This is a genomic window from Agromyces sp. Soil535 (assembly GCF_001428255.1).
In the GTDB taxonomy this organism is placed as follows: domain Bacteria; phylum Actinomycetota; class Actinomycetes; order Actinomycetales; family Microbacteriaceae; genus Agromyces.
On record NZ_LMRW01000001.1, the window covers coordinates 194,729 to 216,871 of the forward strand.

11 protein-coding genes and 2 pseudogenes are annotated in these 22,143 nt (G+C 68.7%); 7 read left to right on the forward strand and 6 right to left on the reverse strand.

All coding sequences use genetic code 11. The features are described from left to right. The first annotated feature begins 13 nt into the window (after positions 1–13). Entirely contained in the window at positions 14–4,507 is a 4,494-nt protein-coding gene (locus tag ASG80_RS00935; RefSeq protein WP_056727568.1) for a caspase family protein, read from the forward strand. A gap of 33 nt (positions 4,508–4,540) precedes the next feature. Here ASG80_RS00935 and ASG80_RS00940 read toward each other — a convergent pair whose 3' ends face one another. Further along, on the reverse strand, positions 4,541–5,974 hold the full coding sequence (locus tag ASG80_RS00940; protein WP_056727572.1) for a CCA tRNA nucleotidyltransferase: 1,434 nt from the start codon (positions 5,972–5,974) through the stop codon (positions 4,541–4,543). 109 nt (positions 5,975–6,083) lie between these two features. Between ASG80_RS00940 and ASG80_RS00945 the strand changes: the two genes are divergently transcribed. From ASG80_RS00945 to ASG80_RS00970, 6 genes are all read left to right on the forward strand, one after another. Continuing rightward, entirely contained in the window at positions 6,084–8,570 is a 2,487-nt protein-coding gene (locus tag ASG80_RS00945; protein ID WP_056727574.1) for a DUF6049 family protein, read from the forward strand. Continuing rightward, positions 8,563–10,182 (forward strand): murein biosynthesis integral membrane protein MurJ, encoded by a 1,620-nt coding sequence (gene murJ / locus ASG80_RS00950; RefSeq protein ID WP_235507898.1) that lies wholly within the window; start codon positions 8,563–8,565, stop codon positions 10,180–10,182. Before ASG80_RS00945 ends, murJ begins: the two co-directional genes overlap by 8 nt. Positions 10,183–10,370: 188 nt before the next feature. Next, the gene (gene trxB, locus ASG80_RS00955) at positions 10,371–11,345 is read left to right on the forward strand and encodes a thioredoxin-disulfide reductase (RefSeq protein ID WP_056728422.1); all 975 of its coding nucleotides are present in this window, start codon (positions 10,371–10,373) and stop codon (positions 11,343–11,345) included. Positions 11,346–11,382: 37 nt separating this feature from the next. Beyond that, entirely contained in the window at positions 11,383–11,706 is a 324-nt protein-coding gene (gene trxA, locus ASG80_RS00960; protein ID WP_056727576.1) for a thioredoxin, read from the forward strand. A gap of 119 nt (positions 11,707–11,825) precedes the next feature. Then, positions 11,826–13,148, forward strand: a complete 1,323-nt coding sequence (locus ASG80_RS00965; protein ID WP_056727578.1) for a PLP-dependent aminotransferase family protein — start codon at positions 11,826–11,828, stop codon at positions 13,146–13,148. A gap of 18 nt (positions 13,149–13,166) precedes the next feature. After that, positions 13,167–14,126: a D-alanine--D-alanine ligase gene (locus tag ASG80_RS00970; RefSeq protein ID WP_056728424.1), complete on the forward strand. Its 960-nt coding sequence runs from the start codon at positions 13,167–13,169 to the stop codon at positions 14,124–14,126. Positions 14,127–14,212: 86 nt separating this feature from the next. Here ASG80_RS00970 and ASG80_RS00975 read toward each other — a convergent pair whose 3' ends face one another. The 5 genes and pseudogenes from ASG80_RS00975 to ASG80_RS23290 form a co-directional block, all read right to left on the reverse strand. Further along, a complete protein-coding gene (locus tag ASG80_RS00975) occupies positions 14,213–15,196 on the reverse strand; it encodes a ParB/RepB/Spo0J family partition protein (protein ID WP_056727580.1) in 984 nt (327 codons plus the stop codon). Further along, the gene (locus tag ASG80_RS24315) at positions 15,196–16,068 is read right to left on the reverse strand and encodes a ParA family protein (protein ID WP_056728427.1); all 873 of its coding nucleotides are present in this window, start codon (positions 16,066–16,068) and stop codon (positions 15,196–15,198) included. The genes ASG80_RS00975 and ASG80_RS24315 overlap by 1 nt, the downstream gene beginning before the upstream one ends. A gap of 2,725 nt (positions 16,069–18,793) precedes the next feature. Continuing rightward, positions 18,794–19,117: pseudogene (locus ASG80_RS22665) on the reverse strand (transposase); the annotation flags it as partial. A gap of 606 nt (positions 19,118–19,723) precedes the next feature. After that, complete coding sequence (locus ASG80_RS00985; protein WP_056727581.1) at positions 19,724–20,311, reverse strand: VOC family protein; 588 nt, start codon at positions 20,309–20,311, stop codon at positions 19,724–19,726. Positions 20,312–20,637: 326 nt separating this feature from the next. Continuing rightward, positions 20,638–21,520 (reverse strand): annotated as a pseudogene (locus tag ASG80_RS23290) (IS5 family transposase); the annotation flags it as partial. Positions 21,521–22,143 lie beyond the last annotated feature (623 nt).

Below are 22,143 nucleotides of genomic sequence, written 5' to 3' on the forward strand. Positions count from 1 at the left end.
AGGTGGAGGCATCATGGCAGGACCGACGAGCCTGGATCTGGCTGACCGTCTGGCGACCGCGACCGCCGACGAGGGCCTCGCCCTCAGCTTCCTCAGTCCAGAAGACGTCACACCTCGACTCATCGAGGCACTCTCGATCCGCAATGAGAGCGGCGGCAACGACTCGATCCGCCTGTTCGCGTCCTTCGGGGTGCAGGCGGAGAACGACGGCCGCATCACCGTCCTCGTCTCCCCCGGCCTCCACCCCCTCGCGCTGATTCGCGAGGACCTCGCTGGATTCCGGCTCGTGCGCCCGACGCGCGACGGCGAGGGTCGTCAGGTCTTCGATGTTCACATCGTCGGCGGAACCACCGAGCGCATCCATCTCCTCGCCCATGAGGATGGGTTCGAGCTCGGAGGGTTGATGACGCTGCTCGGCGAACCCGCCGGCAAGCCCGTCGAGGCGCCAGGTCCACCCGCTCCACCTGAGGCGACTCGACACCCGGCCCCGCCCCAAGCACCTGCGGTATCGATCGACGAGGAGTTCCCAGAGGGCCCGGCGTTCGAACCTCAGGCCGACTTCGGCGGCAATGCCTTGGAGCCGGATGGAGCCTTCGATGATGCGGGGGCACAGAGCCCGTTTCCCAATGGCGAGGGACCCGCGGGCTCCTTCGAAGAGGGATTCGGACCGGCCCCCGAAGTCGAGCATCGCGCGGCTGAGTTGGCGCAGATCGGCGCGAGCATGCCGCTCGTCGCCCAGATCGGCCAACCGGTGCCCGTCGTCGTGAGGCTGAGTCGAGGGCGGGTGCACGTGACCGCCGGCTCATCGCACGACGAAACGGTGATCGTCGTCGACCCGAACCAGGCGGTCACGGTCACACTCGTGCGCCAGGGGCTCGACCTCGACGCCGACGAGACCGGGGAGCGGCTGATGCAGATCCCCGAGGTCGACGCACCGGAGAAGAGCGAGACCTTCCGACTGATTGCGGTCCAACTCGGAGACGTTGAGGTGCAGGTGATCGCGCGACAGGATCATCCTCAGCCGATCGCCGTACTGCGACTGCAGTCCGTCGTGCAGGAGTTGCCCATCCGCGAGGAGGATCAACCCATGCTGGCCGAAGTCGAGGGCGGAGTCGCACGCTCGATCGACCGCTTCCTCGCGCCGAAGACGCTCACTGTCGACGAGGACCTCGTCGACACGCAATCCCGGCTGACCTTCGAACTCGTGCTGCCCGGCTTTCACCATCGCTACGATTCCGTCGCCCTCGACAAGGCCGAACTGATGGCCACCCTGTACACCGACATCGAGGCGGCTTGGGAGAAGTTCGCGAACCTCGACCCGACAGAGCGAAGCGCCTCCTTCCGTGGGCTGCTGCGGGAACAAGGCAATCGGCTCGCCCGCCACGTGCTGCCCGGCGACCTCTACGCCTACCTGCGGGCGCACCCTGACGAGTTCGACGAGCTCACGATCCTCACAAGCGCGGAGACCGACATCCCATGGGAGCTGCTCTACATCTGGGATGAAACATCGGGCGAAGACGAGTTCGATGAAGGTTTCCTCGGCCGGGCCGGACTCGTGCGTTGGATCTACAGCACGGCGCACCCGAAGACCATGCGCATCCGCCCGGGCGCTGCTCACTACCTCATACCCGAATACGTCGATCCCCGCATCGCCCTCTCGGAGGCGGAGTTCGAGTTCGAATACCTCGACGCGTTCCAGGCGACCCCGATCACCCCCGGCAGCGCCGCGGACATCAGCGCCCTGCTGCACAGCGAAAACGTCGATCTCCTCCATTTCGCCGGTCATGGAGTGACCGACGACTCGGTCACGCCGCCGCTGCAGCAGATGGTGCTCGCGAATTTCCGCCTGCCCTCGGACGACGCGGACGCAAATGCCGAGGAGCCTCCCGACCCGCGTACGGTCGCCTACTCGCTCGACGACTTGCGCCTCGACCTACCCGACAAGCCACCGTTCACCCTCTCCGAGCCCGGGCCACTCATCGTGCTGAACGCATGCCGGCTGGGCCGAGCGCCAACCCGTCGCTCCGAGCAGGGCGGCTTCGCTGAGGCTTTCCTGCGTGGTGGCGCCGCTGCATTCGTCGGATGCCTGTGGTCCATCGGGGACCAGCCCGCGCGCGCCTTCGTCGAAGCGTTCTACGACGGCCTGCACGAGGGCCTCTCCGTATCGAAGGCGACGATCCGAGCGCGGCTGGCCGCCCGCATGAGCGGGGACAGCTCATGGCTCGCTTACACCGTCTATGCGCACCCGGACGCCCATGTCGAACTCGACGGCATCGAACCGAAATCCTCAACGCGCGAATCGGCCGCCACCGCGGCCGGTACCCTCTCGAAAGGAACTGCCATGACCTCCCCCGCTCCCTCAGCCAGCCGCGGATCGTCTAACCTCACTGCTGCGCAGCTTCGTGCCCTGCACCCGCACGTCGTCAACATCCCCGACGGCAAGCTCGCAACGGGCCCCACCGTGTTGCCGAGCAGCGACACGGACTTCAAGACCGTCCCCGCCGACCTCGACGCCCTGTTCGATACCCACCTGCCGCAGTTCATCGCAGCGCAGAACGGGCAGCGCCCGGTACCGCTCGTCATCTGGGCGCACGGCGGCCTCGTCGACAAGGGAGCCGGCCTCACCGTGGCGCAGGCGCAGGTGGCCTGGTGGAAGGCGAACGGCGCCTACCCGGTCCATTTCGTCTGGGAGACGGGCCTGGCCAGCTCGCTCTGGGACGCCGTGAAGGACGCCCTCCCCGGCCGGCCGCGCAGCATGGACGACTTCTTCGACGGTGTCATCGAACAGGCCGTACGCCTCGCCAACGGCAAGGCGACCTGGGGCGCGATGAAGACCATCGCCGAGAACGCCTCCAAGCCGGGGACGGGCGGCGCCTGGCAGTTCGCGCAACGCCTCGGCGCGTTCATGAAGGCGAACCCGGGCGAGATCACCGTGCACGCCGTCGGCCACAGCGCGGGGTCGATCTTCCACTCGCATCTTCTGCCGGTCGCGCTGGAGGCTGGGGTTCCGAGCATCTCGACACTCAATCTGCTCGCCCCCGCCGTGCGTGTGGACACCTTCAAGAAGAAGCTCGTGCCCGTGCTCGACCAGGTCGACTCGCTGGCGCTGTTCACGATGACGAAGGCCTTCGAGCTCGACGACACCTGCCTGGGCATCTACAAGAAGTCGTTGCTCTACCTCATCCGCGCCGCCTTGGAGAATGAGACCGGTGCCGCAATCCTCGGCCTGCAGGAGGTCGTGAAGGCCGACCCGGAGCTGTCTGCGCTGTTCGGTGCTCCCGGGAGCGGGGCCAAGGGTGAGGTGATGTGGTCGAGGACCGTTGGCGGAGGGTCGCGCACGAGCAGCCAGGCGACCACCCACGGCGCGTTCGACGGTGAGACCGACACCATGAACAGCGTCGCCCGACGCGTCGTCGGATCCGACCTGACGCGGCCGTGGCAGCGTGCCCGCGCCATCGACGATGCACTGTGGCCGACCGAGGACGAGGTGTTCGAGTACGTCGAGTCACGGACCGGGGCGCCTTCGACGGTGCCCGACGCCGAGGGGCGCCGCCGCGCCCTGTGCATCGGCATCGACACCTACCCGACCGCCCCGCTGAACGGATGCGTCGAAGACGCCAAGGCGTGGGCGAAGGAGTTCACCACCGCCGGGTTCCGGGTCGAGACCCTGCATGACAAGGACGCGACCCGCGCGAACATGGTCGACGCCATCCAGAACCTCGTCGTGTCCAGCCGTCCGGGCGATGTGCTCGCCCTGCAGTTCTCGGGCCACGGCACCACCATCGTCGACCTCGATGGCGATGAGGCGATCGAGGACAGGGAGGGCGAGCTCGTCGACGAAGCACTGTGTCCCTGGGACTTCCACGACGGCGAGTTGCTCATCGACGATGACCTCGGCGCCATCTGGGATCTGCTGCCCGACGGCGTGAGCCTCACGATCTTCTTCGATTCCTGCCACTCCGGCGGTGCGCAGCGCAAGGTGCTCGGCGAGAAAGTCGCTGCGGATACCCGATCCCGTTATGTCAGCCTTGGGCGCACGACGGTCGCGGCGTACAAGGAGAAGCGTGGCGGCATACCGGTCACGACAGCCCGCGACAACGAGCGGAGCGTGTTCTTCGGCGCCTGCCTCGAAAACCAGCCGGCCTACGAGAGCCCACACGAGACCCCCGACGGCACTGTCTCGAGCGGGGACTTCACAGCGCGGGCCATCCCGTTGCTCCATGCGGCGATCGGCACTTCCACCAACGCCGAGTTCTACGACGCCGTGCTCGCCGCCTTCGGCGATGGCCGACGGCAGACCCCGGTGCTGAAGCCTCCCGCTCTGCAGGCGCGGAAGCTGCTCACGGGCGTTCCCGACCAACCCACCGTCGTTCCGCACACGCCGACCAGTGACACCGGCCGGCCGGTCCCGGTGCCCGATGGGGTCGTGGCGGCCGGAGGTACCGTTGCCCGCAACCAAGCGCTTGCGGAGTTCCTGCGGGCCACGGCCACTCTCATCGAGAGCTGACACGGTGACTCACCGGGCAGCGAGCGGCCGGCGTCAGTGTGCTTCGCGGGCCGCCCACCATTCGAGCAGGCGCTCGGCCGCGGCATCCGGCCCGATCGGGCCCTCGTCGAGTCGCACCTCGAGCAGGTATCGGTATGCCTCACCGACCACCGGCCCGGGCTTCACGTCGAGCAGCGCCATGATCTGCTCCCCGTCGAGCTCGGGGCGCACCGCGGCGAGCTCCTCCTCCTCGGCGAGCACCGCGATGCGCTCCTCGAGGTCGTCGTAGGCGAAGCCGAGGCGGTCGGCCTTGCGCCGGTTGCGGGTCGTGACGTCCGCCCGGGTGAGAATGTGCAGGCGCTCGAGCTGGTCGCCCGCGTCGCGCACGTACCGGCGCACGGCGGAGTCGGTCCACGCGCCGTCAGTGTACCCGAAGAACCGCAGGTGCAGCTCGATGAGCCGCGAGACGGCCGCGATCGTGTCGTTGTCGAAGCGCAGCGCGCGCAGGCGCTTGCGGGCGAGCTTCGCCCCCACGACATCGTGGTGGTGGAAAGACACCGCACCGCCCGGTTCGAGGCGCCTGGTCGCCGGCTTGCCGATATCGTGCAGCAGCGCCGCGAGCCGCGCGACGAGATCGGGGGAGTCGAGGTTGCCGCGGCTCACCTCGTAGTCGATCGCCTGGTCGAGCACGGTGAGCGAGTGCTCGTAGACATCCTTGTGGTGGTGGTGCTCGTCGACCTCGAGGCGCAGGGCGGGGATCTCGGGAATGACGCGGTCGGCGAGCCCCGAGTCCACGAGCAGGCGGATGCCGCCGCGCGGCACCGCGGTGAGCAGCAGCTTCGACAGCTCATCGCGCACGCGCTCGGCCGAGATGCGGTCGATCTCGGGCGCGAGCGTGGTCATGGCTACGCGGGTGCCCTGCTCCACGTCGAAGCCGAGCTGAGCCGAGAATCGGGCGGCCCGCAGCATCCTGAGCGGGTCGTCGCCGAACGACTGCTCGGGCGCCGCCGGGGTGCGGAGGGTCTTTGCGAGCAGGTCCTCGACACCGCCCGACGGATCGACGAGGGCGAGCTGCGGCAGGCGCAGCGCGAGCGCGTTCACCGTGAAGTCGCGTCGGATGAGGTCGTCCTCGAGTCTCGTGCCGAACACGACCTCGGGCTTGCGCGAGCCGCCATCATAGGTGTCGGCGCGGTACGTGGTGATCTCGACCGTCTCGCCGGCGATCTTCGCGCCGATGGTGCCGAACGCGCGGCCGATGTCCCAGTGCGCCTCGGCGATCGGCCTGACGATCGCGAGGATCTCGTCGGGTGTGGCATCCGTGGTGAAGTCGAGGTCGTTCGTGCCGCGTCCGAGGAACGCGTCGCGCACGGGGCCGCCCACGAGCGCGAGCTCGTGCCCCGCGGCGTCGAACGCCTCCGAGAGCCTTGCGACGGTCGGCGAAGCAGCCAGCTCGCCCAGCCGGTCGAGGGCCGCCGCGACACTCTGCATGACCCCTATGTTAAGCGGGCTCGCGCGAGAGTCCCTTGACGGGCGCCGGACGGCCTCCGCCTGTGGACGCCGAGCGGATGCCCCGACCCCACGCCGTAGAATCGCGTGCATGGTGGCCGAGTCGAACCCTGCGCGTCGCCGCGCCGACTCATCCCCCCGGCGCCCCACACGCCGCACGCGCCTCGCCCTGGCGGGCCTCGCCGTCGCCGCGCTCGCGGGCGTGGCCGCTGCGCCCCTTGCCGCGAACGCCGGCGTGGATCCCTCTGCCGGCCTGCAGGCCGTGCTCGCGTTCGCGGGCGGCGCAGGGTCGCTGGAGGGCACGGGGCTCGCGAAGTCCGGCCCTCCACAGGTGGTCGACGAAACCACCGGGCTGCGCGTGCGAGTCGCGCCGACCATCGCCACCACCCTCTCGTTCGAGGCGCCGGTGGCGATCTCGGTCGAGATCGAGAACGCCACGGGCGAGGCCATCGCGCCCGGCGTCGTGCGCCTCGTGCGCGCCGGCGCGGCGATCGACGACGATGCCGAGCTCGACGACTGGCTCGCAGCGGATGCCGAGGGCAGTGCCGGCATCGGCTCCTCCGCGGTGCCGCTCGGCGAGGGCGATTCCCGCAGCCTCGCAGCCGGCGGCGCCGCCGTCGTGTCCTTCACCGTTCCCGGCGAGGCATTCGCCGACGTGGACGAGTCGGCGGTCATCGGCCTCGGTGCCGAGCTCATGGTCGGTGACACCGTCGTGGCGGCCGGTACCGCGGCCTACGCGAACGCCGACGTCGCCGCTGCCGGTTCCGTGGCGGTCGCCCTCGCAGCCCCCCTGACCACGCCCACGACTGGGGGCGCTGTCGGACTCATCGACGCCGACCGGCTCACGAACTGGACGGGACCCACCGGGTTGCTCACCCGGCAACTCGATGCGCTCTCCGGTCGACGCGTCGCGATCGGCATCGATCCGCGCATCATCGCATCGATCCGCGTGCTCGGTTCGAGCGCGCCCGCATCCGCCACGGCGTGGTTGCAACGACTTGCGAACGTGCCCAACGAGGTCTTCCCCCTCGCCTACGCCGACGCCGACCTCGCCGTGCAGGCGCAGCTCGCCCTCCCTTCCCCGCTCACGCCCACCTCGTTCTCCGACGTGCTCGACCCCGCGAACTTCGCCGCACAGTCCGACGATGCGGCAGGCGACGACGCGGCCGGCGGTGGCGCATCCGCGCCGGCCACCGACGAGCCGAGCGAGCCCGAACCGACGCCGGGCCAGTTGCCGACCGCGCAGGAGCTCCTCGACTGGCCGTACACCCGCACCGACCTCGCCTGGCCGGCCGACGATACGGTCGCGGCGGGCGACCTCGCCTACTTCGACGCAGCCGGCCTCACCACGGCCCTGCTCGCCCCGGGCAACGTCGAGCCGGTCGATGGCCCGACCTCCTCGTCGGCCACCATCGACGGCTCCACCGCCCTCGTCGCGGACGCAGGGCTCACCGAGCCCCTCAGGGCGGCATCCGACGCCTCGACCGACACCGAGTGGGGCGAGGCCACCGGCCGGCTCCTCGCCGAGCTCGCGCTCGACGCGGGCACGGCCCGCACCACCGTGCTCGCGACGTTCGATCGCGGCTCGGCCTCGCAGTCGGCACGGGTGTCGGCCCTCATCGACGAGATCGCCGGATCGGGCTGGTCGTCGCTGGCCGGGCTCGCCGACGCGATCGGCGCGCCGCCCGAGACGCGGATGCTGATCGACGAACCCGAGTCCGACCAGCGCGTCGCCACCGTCGCGCGCATGGTCGAGACCGAAGCCCAGCTCACCGAGTTCGCGACCGTGCTCGACGACGAGGCGCTGCTCACGGGTCCGACCCGGCGCGAGCTGCTGTCGCTCCTCGATGTCGCCTGGCTCGACGATCGCGAGGCATGGGATGCCGCCGTGGCGGACTGGCTGGCCGCGCAGCGGAGCGTGCTCGGCGCCGTCTCGGTCGTGCCGAGCAGCACGATCAACGTGGTGTCCACCGAGACGGGCGTGCCCACCACGATCGAGAACACCCTGCCCTATGCGGTCACCGTCGTCGTCAACGTCGACCCCTCCAACGGACGCCTCATCGTCGAGGACCGCGTCGAGGTCACCGTCGAACCGCAATCGCGGTCCACGGTGCGGGTGCCGGTCGCCGCCGGGGTCGGCAACGGCGAGGTGTCGCTCGCGGTCTCGCTGACATCGACCACCGGCGTGCCGATCGGCAGCACCGTGGTGATCCCCGCCAACGTGCAGGCGGACTGGGAGGGGCTCGGAGCCGCGGTCATCGCGACCATCGTGGTGCTCGTCTTCGGCATCGGCGTGTGGCGGAATGTCCGGCGCCGGCGGCGCGAGCGTGCGGCGACAGCGGCGGCAGCAGCGGCAGCGGCAACGGCCGTCGGCACGTCGGGGGCGGGCGCCGTCGCGACCGCGACGACGGCCGACGCCGACGGGAACGTGACCGGGCCAGACGGGGACGCGGCCGACACCGACGAGGGTGGAACCGCGAAAGAGACTCGAGCCGAAACCGAGACCCCGAGCGAGGCGACGCCCGATGACAACCCTGCGCCCCGAGCCGGCGAACCGACGGACCCCGCGCGTGGCTGACGACGATCGCATCGGCAGGGCCAGCGTCTTCCTCGCGTCGGGCACGATCGTCTCCCGCATCCTCGGGTTCGTGAAGGCGATCGTGCTCGCGGCCGCCATCGGCGTGATCGGGTCGACGTCGGCCGACGCCTTCGCGGTCGCGAACGGCCTGCCCAACACCGTGTACGTCATCGTCGCGGGCGGCGTGCTGTCGGCGGTGCTCGTGCCGCAGATCGTGCGTGCCAGCACGCACACCGACGGCGGCAGCGCCTACATCAACAAGCTGCTCACCCTCGCGCTCGTCGTGATCGGCGCGGCGACCGTGCTCGCCACGGTGCTCGCACCCGTGCTCACCTGGATCTACGCCGGCTCGAACAGCGAGATCCTGCCGCTCGCGATCGCCTTCGCATGGTGGTGCCTGCCGCAGATCTTCTTCTACGGCCTGTACACGCTGCTCGGCGAGGTGCTGAACGCGCGTCGCAGCTTCGGCCCATTCACCTGGGTGCCGGTGCTCAACAACGTCGTCGCGCTCGCCGGCCTGGTGGCGTTCGGCGTGCTGTTCGGCTTCGATCCCGACGGCGCGCGCGCAGTCGCCGACTGGACGCCCGGCATGGTCGCGCTGCTCGCCGGCTCTGCGACCCTCGGTATCGCCACGCAGGCGCTCGTGCTGTTCTGGTTCTGGCGGCGCATCGGCCTGCGCTACCGCCCCGACTTCGCCTGGCGGGGCGTGGGGCTCGGCGCCGCAGGCCGCATGGCCGGGTGGACGTTCGGGATGCTGCTGCTCACCACGTTCGCCGGGATCGTGCAGAAGCAGGTGGTGCTGCGCGCTTCTGGTACCGGCGCGTCCATCGCGGCCATCGACAACGCGTGGCTGGTGTTCATGCTGCCGCACTCGGTGATCGCGGTGTCGATCGCCACGGCCTACTTCACGCGCATGAGCGAGCACGCGCACGCCGGTGTGGTCGACCGCGTGCGCGACGACCTCTCGAGCGCGGTGCGCGGGGTCAGCGTGATCCTGGTGCTCGCGGCCGCGGTGCTGATGGTCGTGGCCTATCCGTTCGCCGCGGTCTTCCAGCCTGGTCTCGAGCGGGCATCGGCGCTCGGCAACGTCATCATCGCGTTCGCGATCGGCCTCGTCGGCTTCAGCATCCTGTTCGTCGTGCAACGCACGTTCTACGCGCTCGGCGACACCCGCACGCCGTTCTTCTTCACCCTGTTCCAGGTGGTCCTCTTCACGATCGCTGCGCTCGGATGCGTCCTGCTCCCGCTCGAGTGGATCGCGGTCGGCGTCGCCGTTGCGACGACGATCGCCGGCACTGCGCAACTCATCCTCGCGACGGTGCTGCTGCGACGACGACTCGGCGGACTCGACGGCCGTCGGATCGCGGTGAGCCTCGGACGCGACCTCGCCGCCGTGCTCGTGCCCGCCGGCGTCGGCGTCGTGCTCCTCATCGCGCTCGGCGGCACCACAGCCGGCGGCTTCGCGATCAGCGATCGGTTCGGGGCGATCATCTCGATGGCCCTCATCGGCGTCGTCATGGCGGCCGCGTACTTCGGCATCCTCTGGCTGCTGCGCTCACCCGAGCTCCGCGGCTTCGCGACGCCGCTCATGTCCCGGATGCGGCGCGGATGAACTGGACCTGAGGATGCGGCGTTCCCCGCACCGCGGCATCCGTGCAACCGAGCGCCGCTCCGCGGCATCCGACTCTCGCAGACCGTCGACAGGCGCTGGAATACGCGCCGCCTAGACTGTGTTCACCATGACGGTGGCATTTCCGGCGCGCCGGTGCTGCCGATACGCATGTGACGACAGGAGCGAAGTTGCGCGACATCATCATCATCGGCTCGGGCCCGGCCGGATTCACGGCCGCGATCTACGCCGCGCGCGCAGATCTGAAGCCCCTGCTCATCGCGAGCTCCGTCGAGATCGGCGGCGAGCTGATGAACACGACCGAGGTCGAGAACTACCCGGGCTTCCCCGACGGCATCATGGGCCCCGACCTGATGGCGAAGTTCCAGGCGCAGGCGGAGCGGTTCGGCACCGAGGTCGTCTACGACGATGTCGTGGAGCTCGAGCTCGACGGCCCCGTGAAGCGCGTCAAGCTGGGCAACGGCGAGGAGCACGAGGCCGCGGCGCTCATCTACGCGACCGGCTCGGCGTATCGCAAGCTGGGCCTCCCAGAGGAGGAGATCCTCTCGGGCCACGGGCTCTCGTGGTGCGCGACGTGCGACGGCTTCTTCTTCCGTCAGAAGACCATCGCGGTGGTCGGCGGCGGCGACTCGGCCATGGAGGAGGCGAGCTTCCTCACCCGGTTCGCCGACAAGGTCTACGTGATCCATCGGCGCGACTCGCTGAAGGCGTCGAAGATCATGCAGCAGCGGGCGTTCGACAACGAGAAGATCGAATTCATCTGGAACGCGGAGGTCGCCGCGATCCACGGCGCGAACGCCGTGAGCGGTGTGACGCTGCGTGACACCGTCACCGGCGAGGAGCGCGGACTCGACCTCGACGGCCTGTTCGTCGCGATCGGCAACGACCCGCGCACCCACCTCGTGCACGGCAAGCTCGAGCTCACGGCGGAGGGCACCATCGCGGTCGACGGCCGCTCCTCGAAGACGTCGGTACCGGGCGTGTTCGCCGCCGGCGACGTCATCGACCCGCACTACCGGCAGGCCGTCACGGCCGCCGGTTCGGGCACGGTCGCCGCGCTCGACGCCGAGCACTACCTGGCCGCACTCGGCAACGAGAACGCTGCCGAGGCACTGCTCGAGAACGAATTCGTCGTGGTCGACTGACGCGACGCGACATCCGCTTCACCAAAGGAGAAACGCAATGACTGCACGTGCAGTGACCGAGGCCACCTTCGAGCAGGAGGTCCTCAAGAACGACAAGCCCGTCGTCGTCGACTTCTGGGCCGAGTGGTGCGGACCGTGTCGCGCGGTGAGCCCCATCCTCGACCAGATCGCCACGGAGCACTCCGACAGGCTCGACATCGTCAAGCTCAACGTCGACGACTACCCGCAGCTCGCCATGAAGTACCAGATCACCGCGATCCCGGCGTTCAAGGTGTTCCAGGCGGGCGAGGTCGTGAAGACCGTCATCGGCGCCAAGCCGAAGCCCGCCCTCGAGGCCGACCTCGCCGCCTACATCTCGTAGCCGGCCGCCTCGCACACGCATCGAGACCCGCCCGGCACACGCCGGGCGGGTCTCTCGCGTATCCGGGCCCCCCGAACCCAGCAACTAGCATGAATATCCTGAGCAGAAACGGAAGCGACGTGACCCCTGACGGCGTCCCCCAACGGACCGGCAACAATCTCGACCCCTGGTACGCGAATTACGCCGAGCGAGCCGCCGGGCTGGCCGCATCCGAGGTCCGAGCCCTCTTCGCCGTCGCCTCCCGTCCCGAGGTCGTGTCCCTCGCCGGCGGCATGCCGTTCGTCTCGGCGCTTCCGCAGGAGCTCATCGTCTCCTCGATGGAGCGGGTCATGCGCACGCAGGGGCCGACCGCGTTGCAGTACGGATCGGGCCAGGGCATCCCCGAGCTCCGCGAGCACATCCTCGACATCATGTCGCTCGAGGGCGTCCGCGGCTCGGTCGACAACGTCGTGACCGCGACCGGCTCGCAGCAGGCGCTCGACCTCGTCGCGAAGCTGTTCATCGACCCGGGCGATGTGATCCTCGCCGAGTCGCCGAGCTACGTGGGTGCCCTCGGCGTGTTCCGTTCGTATCAGGCGAGCGTCGTGCACGTCGCGATGGACGACGACGGTCTCATCCCCGAGGCGCTGCGACAGACCATCGCGCATCTGCGGGGGCAGGGTCGACGCATCAAGTTCCTCTACACGATCCCGAACTTCCACAATCCGGCCGGGGTGACGCTGTCGGCGTCGCGGCGGCCCGAGATCCTCGAGATCTGCCGCACGAACGAGATCCTCGTGCTCGAGGACAACCCGTACGGGCTGCTGCACTTCGACGAGCCGGCGCCGAACGCATTGCGCTCGCTCGACGCGGACGGCGTGATCTACCTCGGCTCCTTCTCGAAGACCCTCGCGCCCGGCTTCCGTGTCGGTTGGGCGCTCGCACCGCATGCCATCCGCGAGAAGCTCATCCTCGCCGCGGAGTCCGCGATCCTCTCACCGAGTTCCTTCAGCCAGCTCGTCGTGTCCGAGTACCTGTCGACGACGGACTGGCGAGCACAGATCGACACCTTCCGCGGCGTCTACCGCGAACGCAAGGACGCGATGATCGAGGCGCTGGGGGAGTACCTGCCGCAGCTGCACTGGACCAATCCGAACGGCGGCTTCTACGTGTGGGTCACCATGCCCGACGTGCTCGACTCCAAGCAGATGCTGCCCAGGGCCGTGAAGGAGCTCGTGGCCTATACACCGGGCACCGCGTTCTTCGCCGACGGCCGCGGCCGGCACGCGATGCGCCTGTCCTTCTGCTACCCGACACCTGATGCGATCCGGGTCGGCATCCGGCGACTCGCGACGGTCGTAAACGGCGAGCTCGACCTGCTCGACACCTTCGCCGGCACCGGCTCGCTGCAGCTCCCCCCGAGCGACGGCTACGACTCCGCCCCGCCCTCTGACCTCAAGTAAATGGAGAACCCTCTGATCATGAGCGATTCCAGTGGCCTGTACGTCGTCGTGCTGGCAGGCGGCATCTCACACGAGCGAGATGTCTCGCTCCGCAGCGGCCGACGTGTCGCCGACGCGCTCGCGGCGGCGGGCCATCGGGTCGTGCTGCGCGATCCCGACGCCGGACTCCTGCCCTTCCTGGCGAGCGAGCGTCCCGATGCCGTGTTCCCGGCACTGCACGGATCGAGCGGAGAGGATGGCTCACTGCTCGACCTCCTGCGCGCACTCGGCATCGCCACGGTCGGATCGACCGGGTCCGCCGCGCGTCGTGCGTGGTCGAAGCCGGTCGCCAGTTCACTCGTCGCCGGCGCCGGACTCTCGGTGCCCGAGTCGATCGTGTTGTCGCACGAGGCGTTCCGGGAGCTCGGTGCGGCCAGCGTGCTGCGCGTCGTGCGCGAAGCGCTCGAGGGCGACCTGGTCGTGAAGCCCGGCTCCGGCGGGTCCGCACAGGGCGTCACGATCGTCGACGACCCCGACGACCTGCCGCGCGCGATGGTGGAGGCGTTCACCTATGACGAGGTGGCGATCGTCGAGCGCCGCGTGTTCGGCACTGAGATCGCCGTCGCTGTCGTCGACACCGGAGATGGGCCGCGTGCGCTCACGCCGGTCGAGATCGAGCCGACCCATGGTGTGTACGGTTTCCAGGCACGGTACAACGCGGGTGAGACCACCTTCTACGCCCCCTCGCGACTCGGCGACGACGTCGCGACCGCCCTGTCGGATGCCGCGGTGCTCGCGCATCGGACGCTCGGGCTCCGCGACCTCTCGCGAGTCGACTTCGTGGTCGACGGCGAGGGCACACCGTGGTTCCTCGAAGCGAACGTCATCCCGGGGCTCACCGAGACCTCGCTGGTTCCGCTCGCGATCGAGGCGTCGGGAACCGACGCGCCGACCGTGTACGGGAGCCTCGTTCGAGCGGCGGCCGCACGCGCGTCCTGACGTGCCGACGGCGCCGACCGGTCCTCGGGTGAACGTGAATCCGGTGCCTTCAGTTCATCAGGAACGATCCTGCGCGCGCCTGCGGTTCAGACGCCGTCGAGTTCCTCGCCGAGATCACTGAGGATGCGGCGGAGATCTTGAACGGTCGCGAAATCGATGCTGATCTGGCCTTTTCGAGCGCCCAGTGCGATCCGCACGCGGGTGTTGAGGCGGTCACCGAGGCGCCCTGCCAGGTCGTCCAGGAAGTCCTGGCGCTTGCCCGCCGCGGGCTTGGCTCGTGATGGCTTCGGGGTGCTGGTGGCGATCGCCTCGGCGGCTCGCACCGAGAGCTCCTCGTTCACGATCTTGTCTGCGAAGCGCTTCATCTCCTCGGGGTCGTCGCCCACCGAGAGGATCGCGCGCGCATGGCCTGCGCTCAGGACCCCGGCGGCAACCCGGAGTTGCACCGGCTCGGGGAGCTTGAGCAGGCGCAACGTATTCGAGATCTGAGGGCGGGAACGTCCGATGCGTGCGGCCAACTCCTCCTGCGTGATGCCGAAGTCGGCGAGGAGTTGTTGGTACGCGGATGCCTCTTCAAGCGGGTTCAGCTGCGACCGGTGCAGGTTCTCGAGCAGGGCGTCACGGAGCATCGCCTCATTCGCGGTGTCCTTGACGACCGCGGGGATGGAGGTGAGTCCGGCTTCCTTCGTCGCCCGTAGCCGACGCTCACCCATGACGAGTTCGTACTTGCCGGGCAGGTCGGGATGGGGGCGCACGACGATCGGCTGCAGCACGCCGAACTCTCGGATGCTGTGCACCAGTTCTGCGAGGTCTTCGGGGTCGAATGAGCTTCTCGGCTGCTGGGCGTTCGGCACGATCGTGTCGGGGTCCAGGTGTGCGAGGTGCGCACCCGGGACGGTGAGCAGTCCCTCGGCCGCGGCCGCCTGTTCGACTGCGGCGATGGCCGTCGCAGGGGTCGAATCCGCGTCGGGGAAGAACACGTCGACCGGCCGCGCGGCGCGGTTCGTGTCGTCGCCGGTGGGAATCAGTGCGCCGATGCCTCGGCCGAGACCGGTTCGCTTGGTTGCCATCAGTTGGTGTCCTTCTGGGTCGCGGAGGCGCGGCGGGCGATCTCCGCTGCCGCTTCGCGGTATGAGAGCGATCCGGTCGACGCGTAGTCGTAGCTGATCACGCTCTGTCCGTAGCTCGGCGCTTCGGAGACTCGCACTGAACGGGGAATGATCGTGTCGAGGGTCTGGATGGGGAAGTGGTCGCGAACCTCCTGGGCGACCTGTTGCGCGAGATTCGTGCGCGAGTCGTACATCGTGAGCAGGATCGTCGACAGGCGGAGGTCGGGATTCAGGTGCTTCTCGATGAGCTCGATGTTGCTCAGGAGTTGCGAGAGGCCCTCGAGCGCGTAGTACTCGCACTGGATCGGGATGAGCACCTCACGGGCGGCGACGAACGCGTTGATGGTCAGCAACCCGAGCGACGGTGGGCAGTCGATGAAGACGTAGTCGTACGGGCGATCCATGCTCGCGAGATGAGCATCCAACGCGCGCCGGAGTCGCTGCTCACGAGCGACGAGCGAGACGAGTTCGATCTCGGCGCCGGCGAGATGGATTGTGGCCGGGACGCAATCGAGGTCGGGGTGTTCGGTGGACGGACGCACCACGTCGGTGAGCGGCAGATCCGCCACGAGGACGTCGTACACGCTCTGCTGCTCGGAACGGTGGTCGACGCCGAGGGCCGTTGACGCGTTGCCCTGTGGGTCGAGGTCGATCACGAGCACGTGCGCTCCGGACCGCGCGAGTGCGGCGGCGAGATTCACCGCGGTGGTCGTCTTTCCGACCCCGCCCTTCTGATTCGAGATCGTCAGGATGCGAGTACCGGCCGGCAACGGCAGCACCTCCTCGTCGAGGGCGAGGCGGCGCCGTGTCTCATCCGCAAGTTGATCGGCCAGGGGAGTTCCTCCGTATTCAGTACCCGTTTCACGTGAAACGGGAGATGCAAGCGTGTTCGCGGTTTCACGTAGAACCGCATGGGGAGCAGGCGACGGGCGGGTCGCTGGCTGGCCAGGCGATACGCTCCTCGTCGGGAGCTCGTCGTCGGACGGAACCCGCGAGACCAGCGTACTGGGGGGAGCGGCGACTGGCGTCGTGGGGGATGTCCCTGAGCTCGGCGTGGCCGCCCCGGCCGGCGACGAGGCTGGCGGTGGCGGTGGCGGTGGCAGTGGCAGTGACGACGACTGCGGCTGCGGCTGCGACTCGGTGTCATGCCGGGAGACGAGTGCGTCGGCGACCCTCTGTTCATCCGGAGGCGAGATGCCTGGATCTGGAGCCGGCTGCAGCTCCGATTCCGCCTCGCTCGCCTCCGGTGAGACGTACGATTCAGCGCCCGGTGTGTCGGCTGGGCGCGGAGGAGGGGTCGGGGCATCCGTCGACGAGCCGGACGTGCGTGGCGTCCCGGTTCCCGGCGCCGTCGTGCCGAGTGGCCCCTGGGGTGACGCCGTCGTGGGCTGCAACGTGGAGACAGCGTCCACGGCGGCATCACCGACGATCTCGCGAATGAGATCCTCGAGCAGTCGATCGGGCGACGACGTGCTCGCGGGGTGCGGTGGAACGGAGCCGACCGGCTCAGGCTCATCGGCGAAGGCGGCAGCGGTCGCGACGTCCCAGTCGATGCGCATCGCGACCGGTGGATCAGGAGTGGATGCCTCGGGCTGAGACATCGGCGTGTTTCCGGGCGCGATCGGTCCGGTCGAGCCCGGTGTCAGGGGCTGGGGCGGAGACATCGGCGTGGTGGCAGGGACCGCCGACGCTCCCGCACCATCGGCGATCTTCGGCGATGGAGGATACCGCGATGCGTCCGTGGACGCAGGCTCCCCGCTGTCCCCGTTGATCGCCGATCGGAGTCCCGATCCAGCTCCGTCCGGGTCCGGCGTCGCCGTGAATGCGCCGGACGCGCCAACCCCGGCCTGTGGGACGTCGTCCATCGTCGACGTGCCGTAGGGGGACGGCGTCGCGGAGGACGACGGGATCGTCTGGCCCTCCGTCGGTGACGCGACCGCCGACTCGTCCGGCCGACGTGCTTCAGGACTCCACTGGGAGAGATCGTCGCCGATCGACAGCCGGGCCTCACGCGATCGGGATGCATCGGAAGTGGTCGGGTCGGTCGGGCGCATCGAGCTCGCGTGGGTGGTTCCGGTGGGCTGCTCAGCTTCGGGTTGATGCCGCTTTCGATGGAACCATCCGCGACCTCCACCCTGTGACATCCCGACTGCTCCAACCCGTTGCTCATCGACGTCCGTGACCCGGCGGTGGCTCCGCACGACTCGCGAGTCCAGCCTAACCGCCCGCACCCGCCGATCGAGGTGGGCACGTCCGACGCGGGCCGGTTCACGTGTCATCGCTCGATCGTTCGGCGATCACGCGGGGCTCGATGCGTACGCACGCTGCGGGTGGAACATCGTGATCCGGGGGCGTGCGTCCTTGTGAGGGGAGCGCCTCCACGACCGGCGGGAGGACGAGGATCCGCTCGCGCGCCTGCCGAAGCGGCGTTCCGACAGGTGATCGACGTCACACGTATTGGAGAGACCACCCATCTCCCGCGCCACGTTGAGGTGTGCCATGACGAGCCAGTCACGTTCCGGGCCACCAACTTGCCGCGGAGGGCCGCCGTGCCAGGCCAGTCGACGTGTGCGCGCCCGGGCCGCCTTGGCCAGCGTGTTCAACGCCAGCGCGCTCAAGAGTCACGCGGTGAGGGGGATCGACCGCACCCGAGTCGGGAACCCGAAAGCGGCCCGCCTGTGTTTCATGTGAACCAGGCCACTCCTGCACCGGAGGATGGCGCGCCCAAGGTATGGCGCACGCGCACGGCAAGGGTTCACCGTCGCGACCCGCGACGCGGCCAGGAGAAATGGTGATGTCTCCGCCCATGGAGTCTCAAGAAGGGTGAGTCACCTTCAGAAGAGCGAGTGCTGTTTCACGTGAAACGGCGCTGTTTCGGCGGTGCCACAAGCAGGGCTGAGCCCTCCCACGTGCACCGCGACGAGGCGGCGACCTCGCCTTGCGTGTTTCACGTGAAACGCGTCACGCGCCCGCCTTCTCGGGCTCCGGGAGAATGTGGACGTGCGAGGTTCACGGATGCCGGCCTGGGTCGGGAACACTCGACCCAGGCACTTGAGTCGACGCCTCTGCGGAAGTCGGACTCCGCTGGTGACTCGACGGTCTCGCACAGCGGTCCTGTCGTTCCTCTACGAGTCCGAGAATGCCCCACCGGCGACCAGCCTTCCCACGTGCACCGCGACGAGACGCCGGCCTCACCTCAGGTGTTTCACGTGAAACGCCATGTGGCGGCCTCCTCTGAGCTCCGAAGGATGCGGCCGTGCGAGGTTCATGGATGCCACCATGGGTCGTGGAACGCCTCTCCGACCGCCGAGCGGACGCCACGTGGAAGTCGGACTCCGCTGGTAGCTGACGTCGTCGTTTCGTGGTCCTGCTTCCCGCGAACGTCGGCGGTGCCGCGCGGGGTGGTGGGCTTTGAGGTTGATCGTCGGTGTCTCCTCGCCGCAGTCGATCGCGGCGATACCGCCAGTATCGGAGGTTGGTTTGAGCTGGGCCATAGACGGTTCGGACAGGTAGTGGCACTCGCCTGATTGCCACTCGTCGTGCATGTCGGCCGGCGGTTCCCATGGCTTCGACCAGATCGTCGACCGACCTGGTGGAGACACCGTGGACGTCGGCCTCCATACCGCCGCGTACAAGACCTGGTCCGTGCGACGGCGGGGCTCGAAGATGACCGGGAAGCACGAGCCCCACCGCAGCTTGGGTATCCGCAGGTCGACTTCGCCGGCCTTGGTCGACAACGACCTCGTGCGGTGGCCATTGCGTTCGGTCGCCCGGGACTCGGTGCGCTCATGCAGTGCGGCACCGATCCGCTCGGTCGCTTCGGCTTCGGCTTCGAGCAACTTTTGCAAACGCCACGCGGACCGACTCCCGGATCAGGTCCACGCCGTCGCGGGCACGGAACGCCTCGAGCAGCTCGGACAGGGCCGACTGGGACAAGGCCCATCTCGAACCTCTTCCTTCAGTGCGTGCTTGGCCGTACAGACCGAAGATCCCGCCGATCGCCGCCTGCATCAGGGCCCGGCCGCGGTCCCACAAACCCCGCCTTCCCACGGACGCTGACCGACCTCGCCTTGCGTTGTTTCACGTGAAACGCGTCACGCGCCCGCCTTCTCGGGCTCCGAAGAAGATGTGGCCGTGCGAGGTCCACGGATGCCGGCGTGGGTCGGGAACACTCAACCCGGGCACCCGAGTCGACGCCCCCGCGGAAGTCGGACTCCGCTGGTGATCCGACGGTCTCGCACAGCGGTCCTGTCATTTCCTCTACGAGTCCCAAAATGCCCCACCGGCCACCAGGGCGTGTGCGACAAACGCGGACTGCGCTGGAAACTTGGCCTCGTGGGGTTAAGGGCCCGTGTCCCAGGTGAATAGCCTTTGCCCATGACAGATCGAGCTGTGGTTCTGGACGCGGACGCAGCAGCTATTGTCCTTTTCGAGGTACTGCATCGGTGGGAAGACGAGGATTTCGACTACTCCGACCGCCCGCTCCGCTCAGCGCGGCAGAGGGTTCGGGCCAGTCGCCGTGACCAGCCGCTGCGGGACCCAGCCGTCGACATGGTGGATGCCGTCGAACGTCCCGCCCTGCAGCTCGATCACCGCTCGCAGCGAGCGGCGGTGGAACTTCACGTGAGTGAAGTCCTCGAACAGCACGTAATACGGCTCGTTCCACGGGCTCTGGAACTGCTGGCCGGTCAGCGCCGCCCGATGCCGGCGGGAGAACGCGTCGACCTCCTCGCCGACGACCACGCCGAAGTGCTCCATGCCCATCTTGTAGACGCGCTGGTGGACGGGCGGGATGAGCTCGATGAGCGGGATCACCTGGCCGTCGAGGAAGCGGAGCGGCTCAGCGAGGAGGATCATGGACATCGGCCGCCCGTTCCAGACGCCCTCCACATTGGCGATGGCGTGGCGTTCGAGCAGGGTCCGCAGGTGGACATACTGGTCCCACTCCGGCACGCGGACGGCGAGGTGGCTCAGCTCGTACGGCGCGATGTCGATGCCTCGGGCGAGCAGGCGGTCGCGCTGCTGCGCGGCGAACGCCCGATAGTCTCCGATGATGTCGCCCACGGGATCGGCCATCGCCCTCCTCCTCTCAGCCGCCATCTTACGACGGGGTATGCGGCGAACGTATCGGGCCACCGCACGCCGGGCGGGGGAGCGACCTGCACCGGCGGGCCCGAAATCCCCGGCTGGCGAGATGGGGTTATGAGCGTGGCCCGGAGGGACTCGAACCCCCAACCGTTTCCATAGGACTTACAACTCCTACCCGGCGAGCAGACTGCGTTGTGGGCGCTCTCTTGGGCCGCTCGAGCGTCTCCTCGTCGAGCCGTTCGATCCACGCTACGCGGACATCTTGCAGCAGGCGCGTGAGCGATTTGGTCGCCCGGGGAGGGGCTATAGCACCCGTTTGATAGATGTCGTGCCCAGGCGATGACTACGTTCAGGAGCGCGGCAGCACGGTAGACGACCGCGAGGTTGTCGTAGAGGGTGGCCAGTCCACGCCGTTGCTTGAGGTGGCAGAACCGACGCTCGATCACGTTCCGGCCACGGTAGTCGCGCGCGTCGAATCTGCGGCGGCCTGCCACCGCGTGGGCCGCGTCGTTTCCGGTGCCCGGCCTGATCGGCCGGTTCCGGGATGACCGCCTTGATGCGCCGATCACGCAGGTGCGCGCGCATCGCCAGTGAGGAGTGCGCCTTGCCGGCCCGGACTGCGTCCCGGCGTGGTTCGCGGCCGGCCGACCGTGCGGGGTACCCGGAGTTGGGCCATCAGCGGCATGAACATCGGTGAGTCCCCGCCTGACCGGGGGGACTGCATCACGAGCGGTAGCCCGCATCCGTCGACGAGCTGGTGAATCTTGGTCCACAGGCGCCCCGGGAACGGCCGAGCGCGTGGTCAGGCGGCTCGAGGAGCGGATTCTTGTAGTTCGACCCAACCCCCTGTGTGCCGTGTGAGATTCGTGGCGTGCTGGTGCGCGCGTGCGATCGTCGAGTCGACTGACACCGACCAGTTCACTGCGCCGGCAGCGTCGGCTGCGGCAATCAGCCTTGCGAGCACGACATCCCATGTGCCTTCGGCAGCAAGCCGCCGAAGCCAGGTCCAGACCGTCTGCCACGGCCCAAACACAGCGGGAAGGTCCCGCCATGCGATCCCACAGCGATACCGGTAGATGATCCCCTCGATCACTGTGCGGGCATCCGAGAACGGTCGACCCTGCCTGCCCGTCCTTGCTGGCAGCAAATCAGCGATCATCGCCCAATCGGCATCAGAGAGCACTGGAACCGTGACACGCTGACCAGCATCGCGCCGCACCGGCGCCGCGTTTGTCAGACACGTCCTAGCCCCTTCCCACGTGCATCGCGACGAGACGCCGGCCTCGCCTCGGGTGTTTCACGTGAAACGGCCATGAGGCGGCATCCTCTGAGCTCCGAAGGACGTGGCCGTGCGGGGTTCACGGATGCCAGCGTGGGTCGGGAACGCCACTCCGACCGCCAGGGAATGCGGTCTGGGCGGCATCGATCTCGAGTGTTGATTTCGTCCTGACGGGCGTGCCAACCCAGCGCTGCATAGGGAACGAAGGACGCGTGCCGACGCGAGGTCTGCCAGCCGCCTCGCCTTGTTCGCGATGTCGGCGCTCCGTGGCGTGCGCGCCAACGACGCCGGATCGGTTATGGGATCGGCCGCCACGAGGAAGCGGGCCTCGGGGTCGTCAGCGGCTCCGCGAGCACCGCCGGCTCGCATTCCACCCGGGATGCGACACGTTGTCGCGAGGCCTCGGGGAAGACCCGGCCGGCGCGGCCGATCCATCGTCCCCCGTGCTCAAAGGCGTAGATCGACCGCTACGTACCCGCTCCGGCGCCCTGCCGGTAGGGCGATTGTGGAAGGTGGGGGAGTCTTGATCGGCCGAGCACGG

Bases quoted from the DNA above. Each gene is read 5' to 3' on its own strand.
- ASG80_RS00945 (WP_056727574.1), top strand. From the start codon at position 6,084: ATGGTGGCCGAGTCGAACCCTGCGCGTCGCCGCGCCGACTCATCCCCC.
- ASG80_RS00975 (WP_056727580.1), bottom strand. From the start codon at position 15,196: ATGGCAACCAAGCGAACCGGTCTCGGCCGAGGCATCGGCGCACTGATT.
- ASG80_RS00970 (WP_056728424.1), top strand. From the start codon at position 13,167: ATGAGCGATTCCAGTGGCCTGTACGTCGTCGTGCTGGCAGGCGGCATC.
- ASG80_RS00935 (WP_056727568.1), top strand. From the start codon at position 14: ATGGCAGGACCGACGAGCCTGGATCTGGCTGACCGTCTGGCGACCGCG.
- ASG80_RS00940 (WP_056727572.1), bottom strand. From the start codon at position 5,974: ATGCAGAGTGTCGCGGCGGCCCTCGACCGGCTGGGCGAGCTGGCTGCT.
- ASG80_RS00985 (WP_056727581.1), bottom strand. From the start codon at position 20,311: ATGGCCGATCCCGTGGGCGACATCATCGGAGACTATCGGGCGTTCGCC.
- trxA (WP_056727576.1), top strand. From the start codon at position 11,383: ATGACTGCACGTGCAGTGACCGAGGCCACCTTCGAGCAGGAGGTCCTC.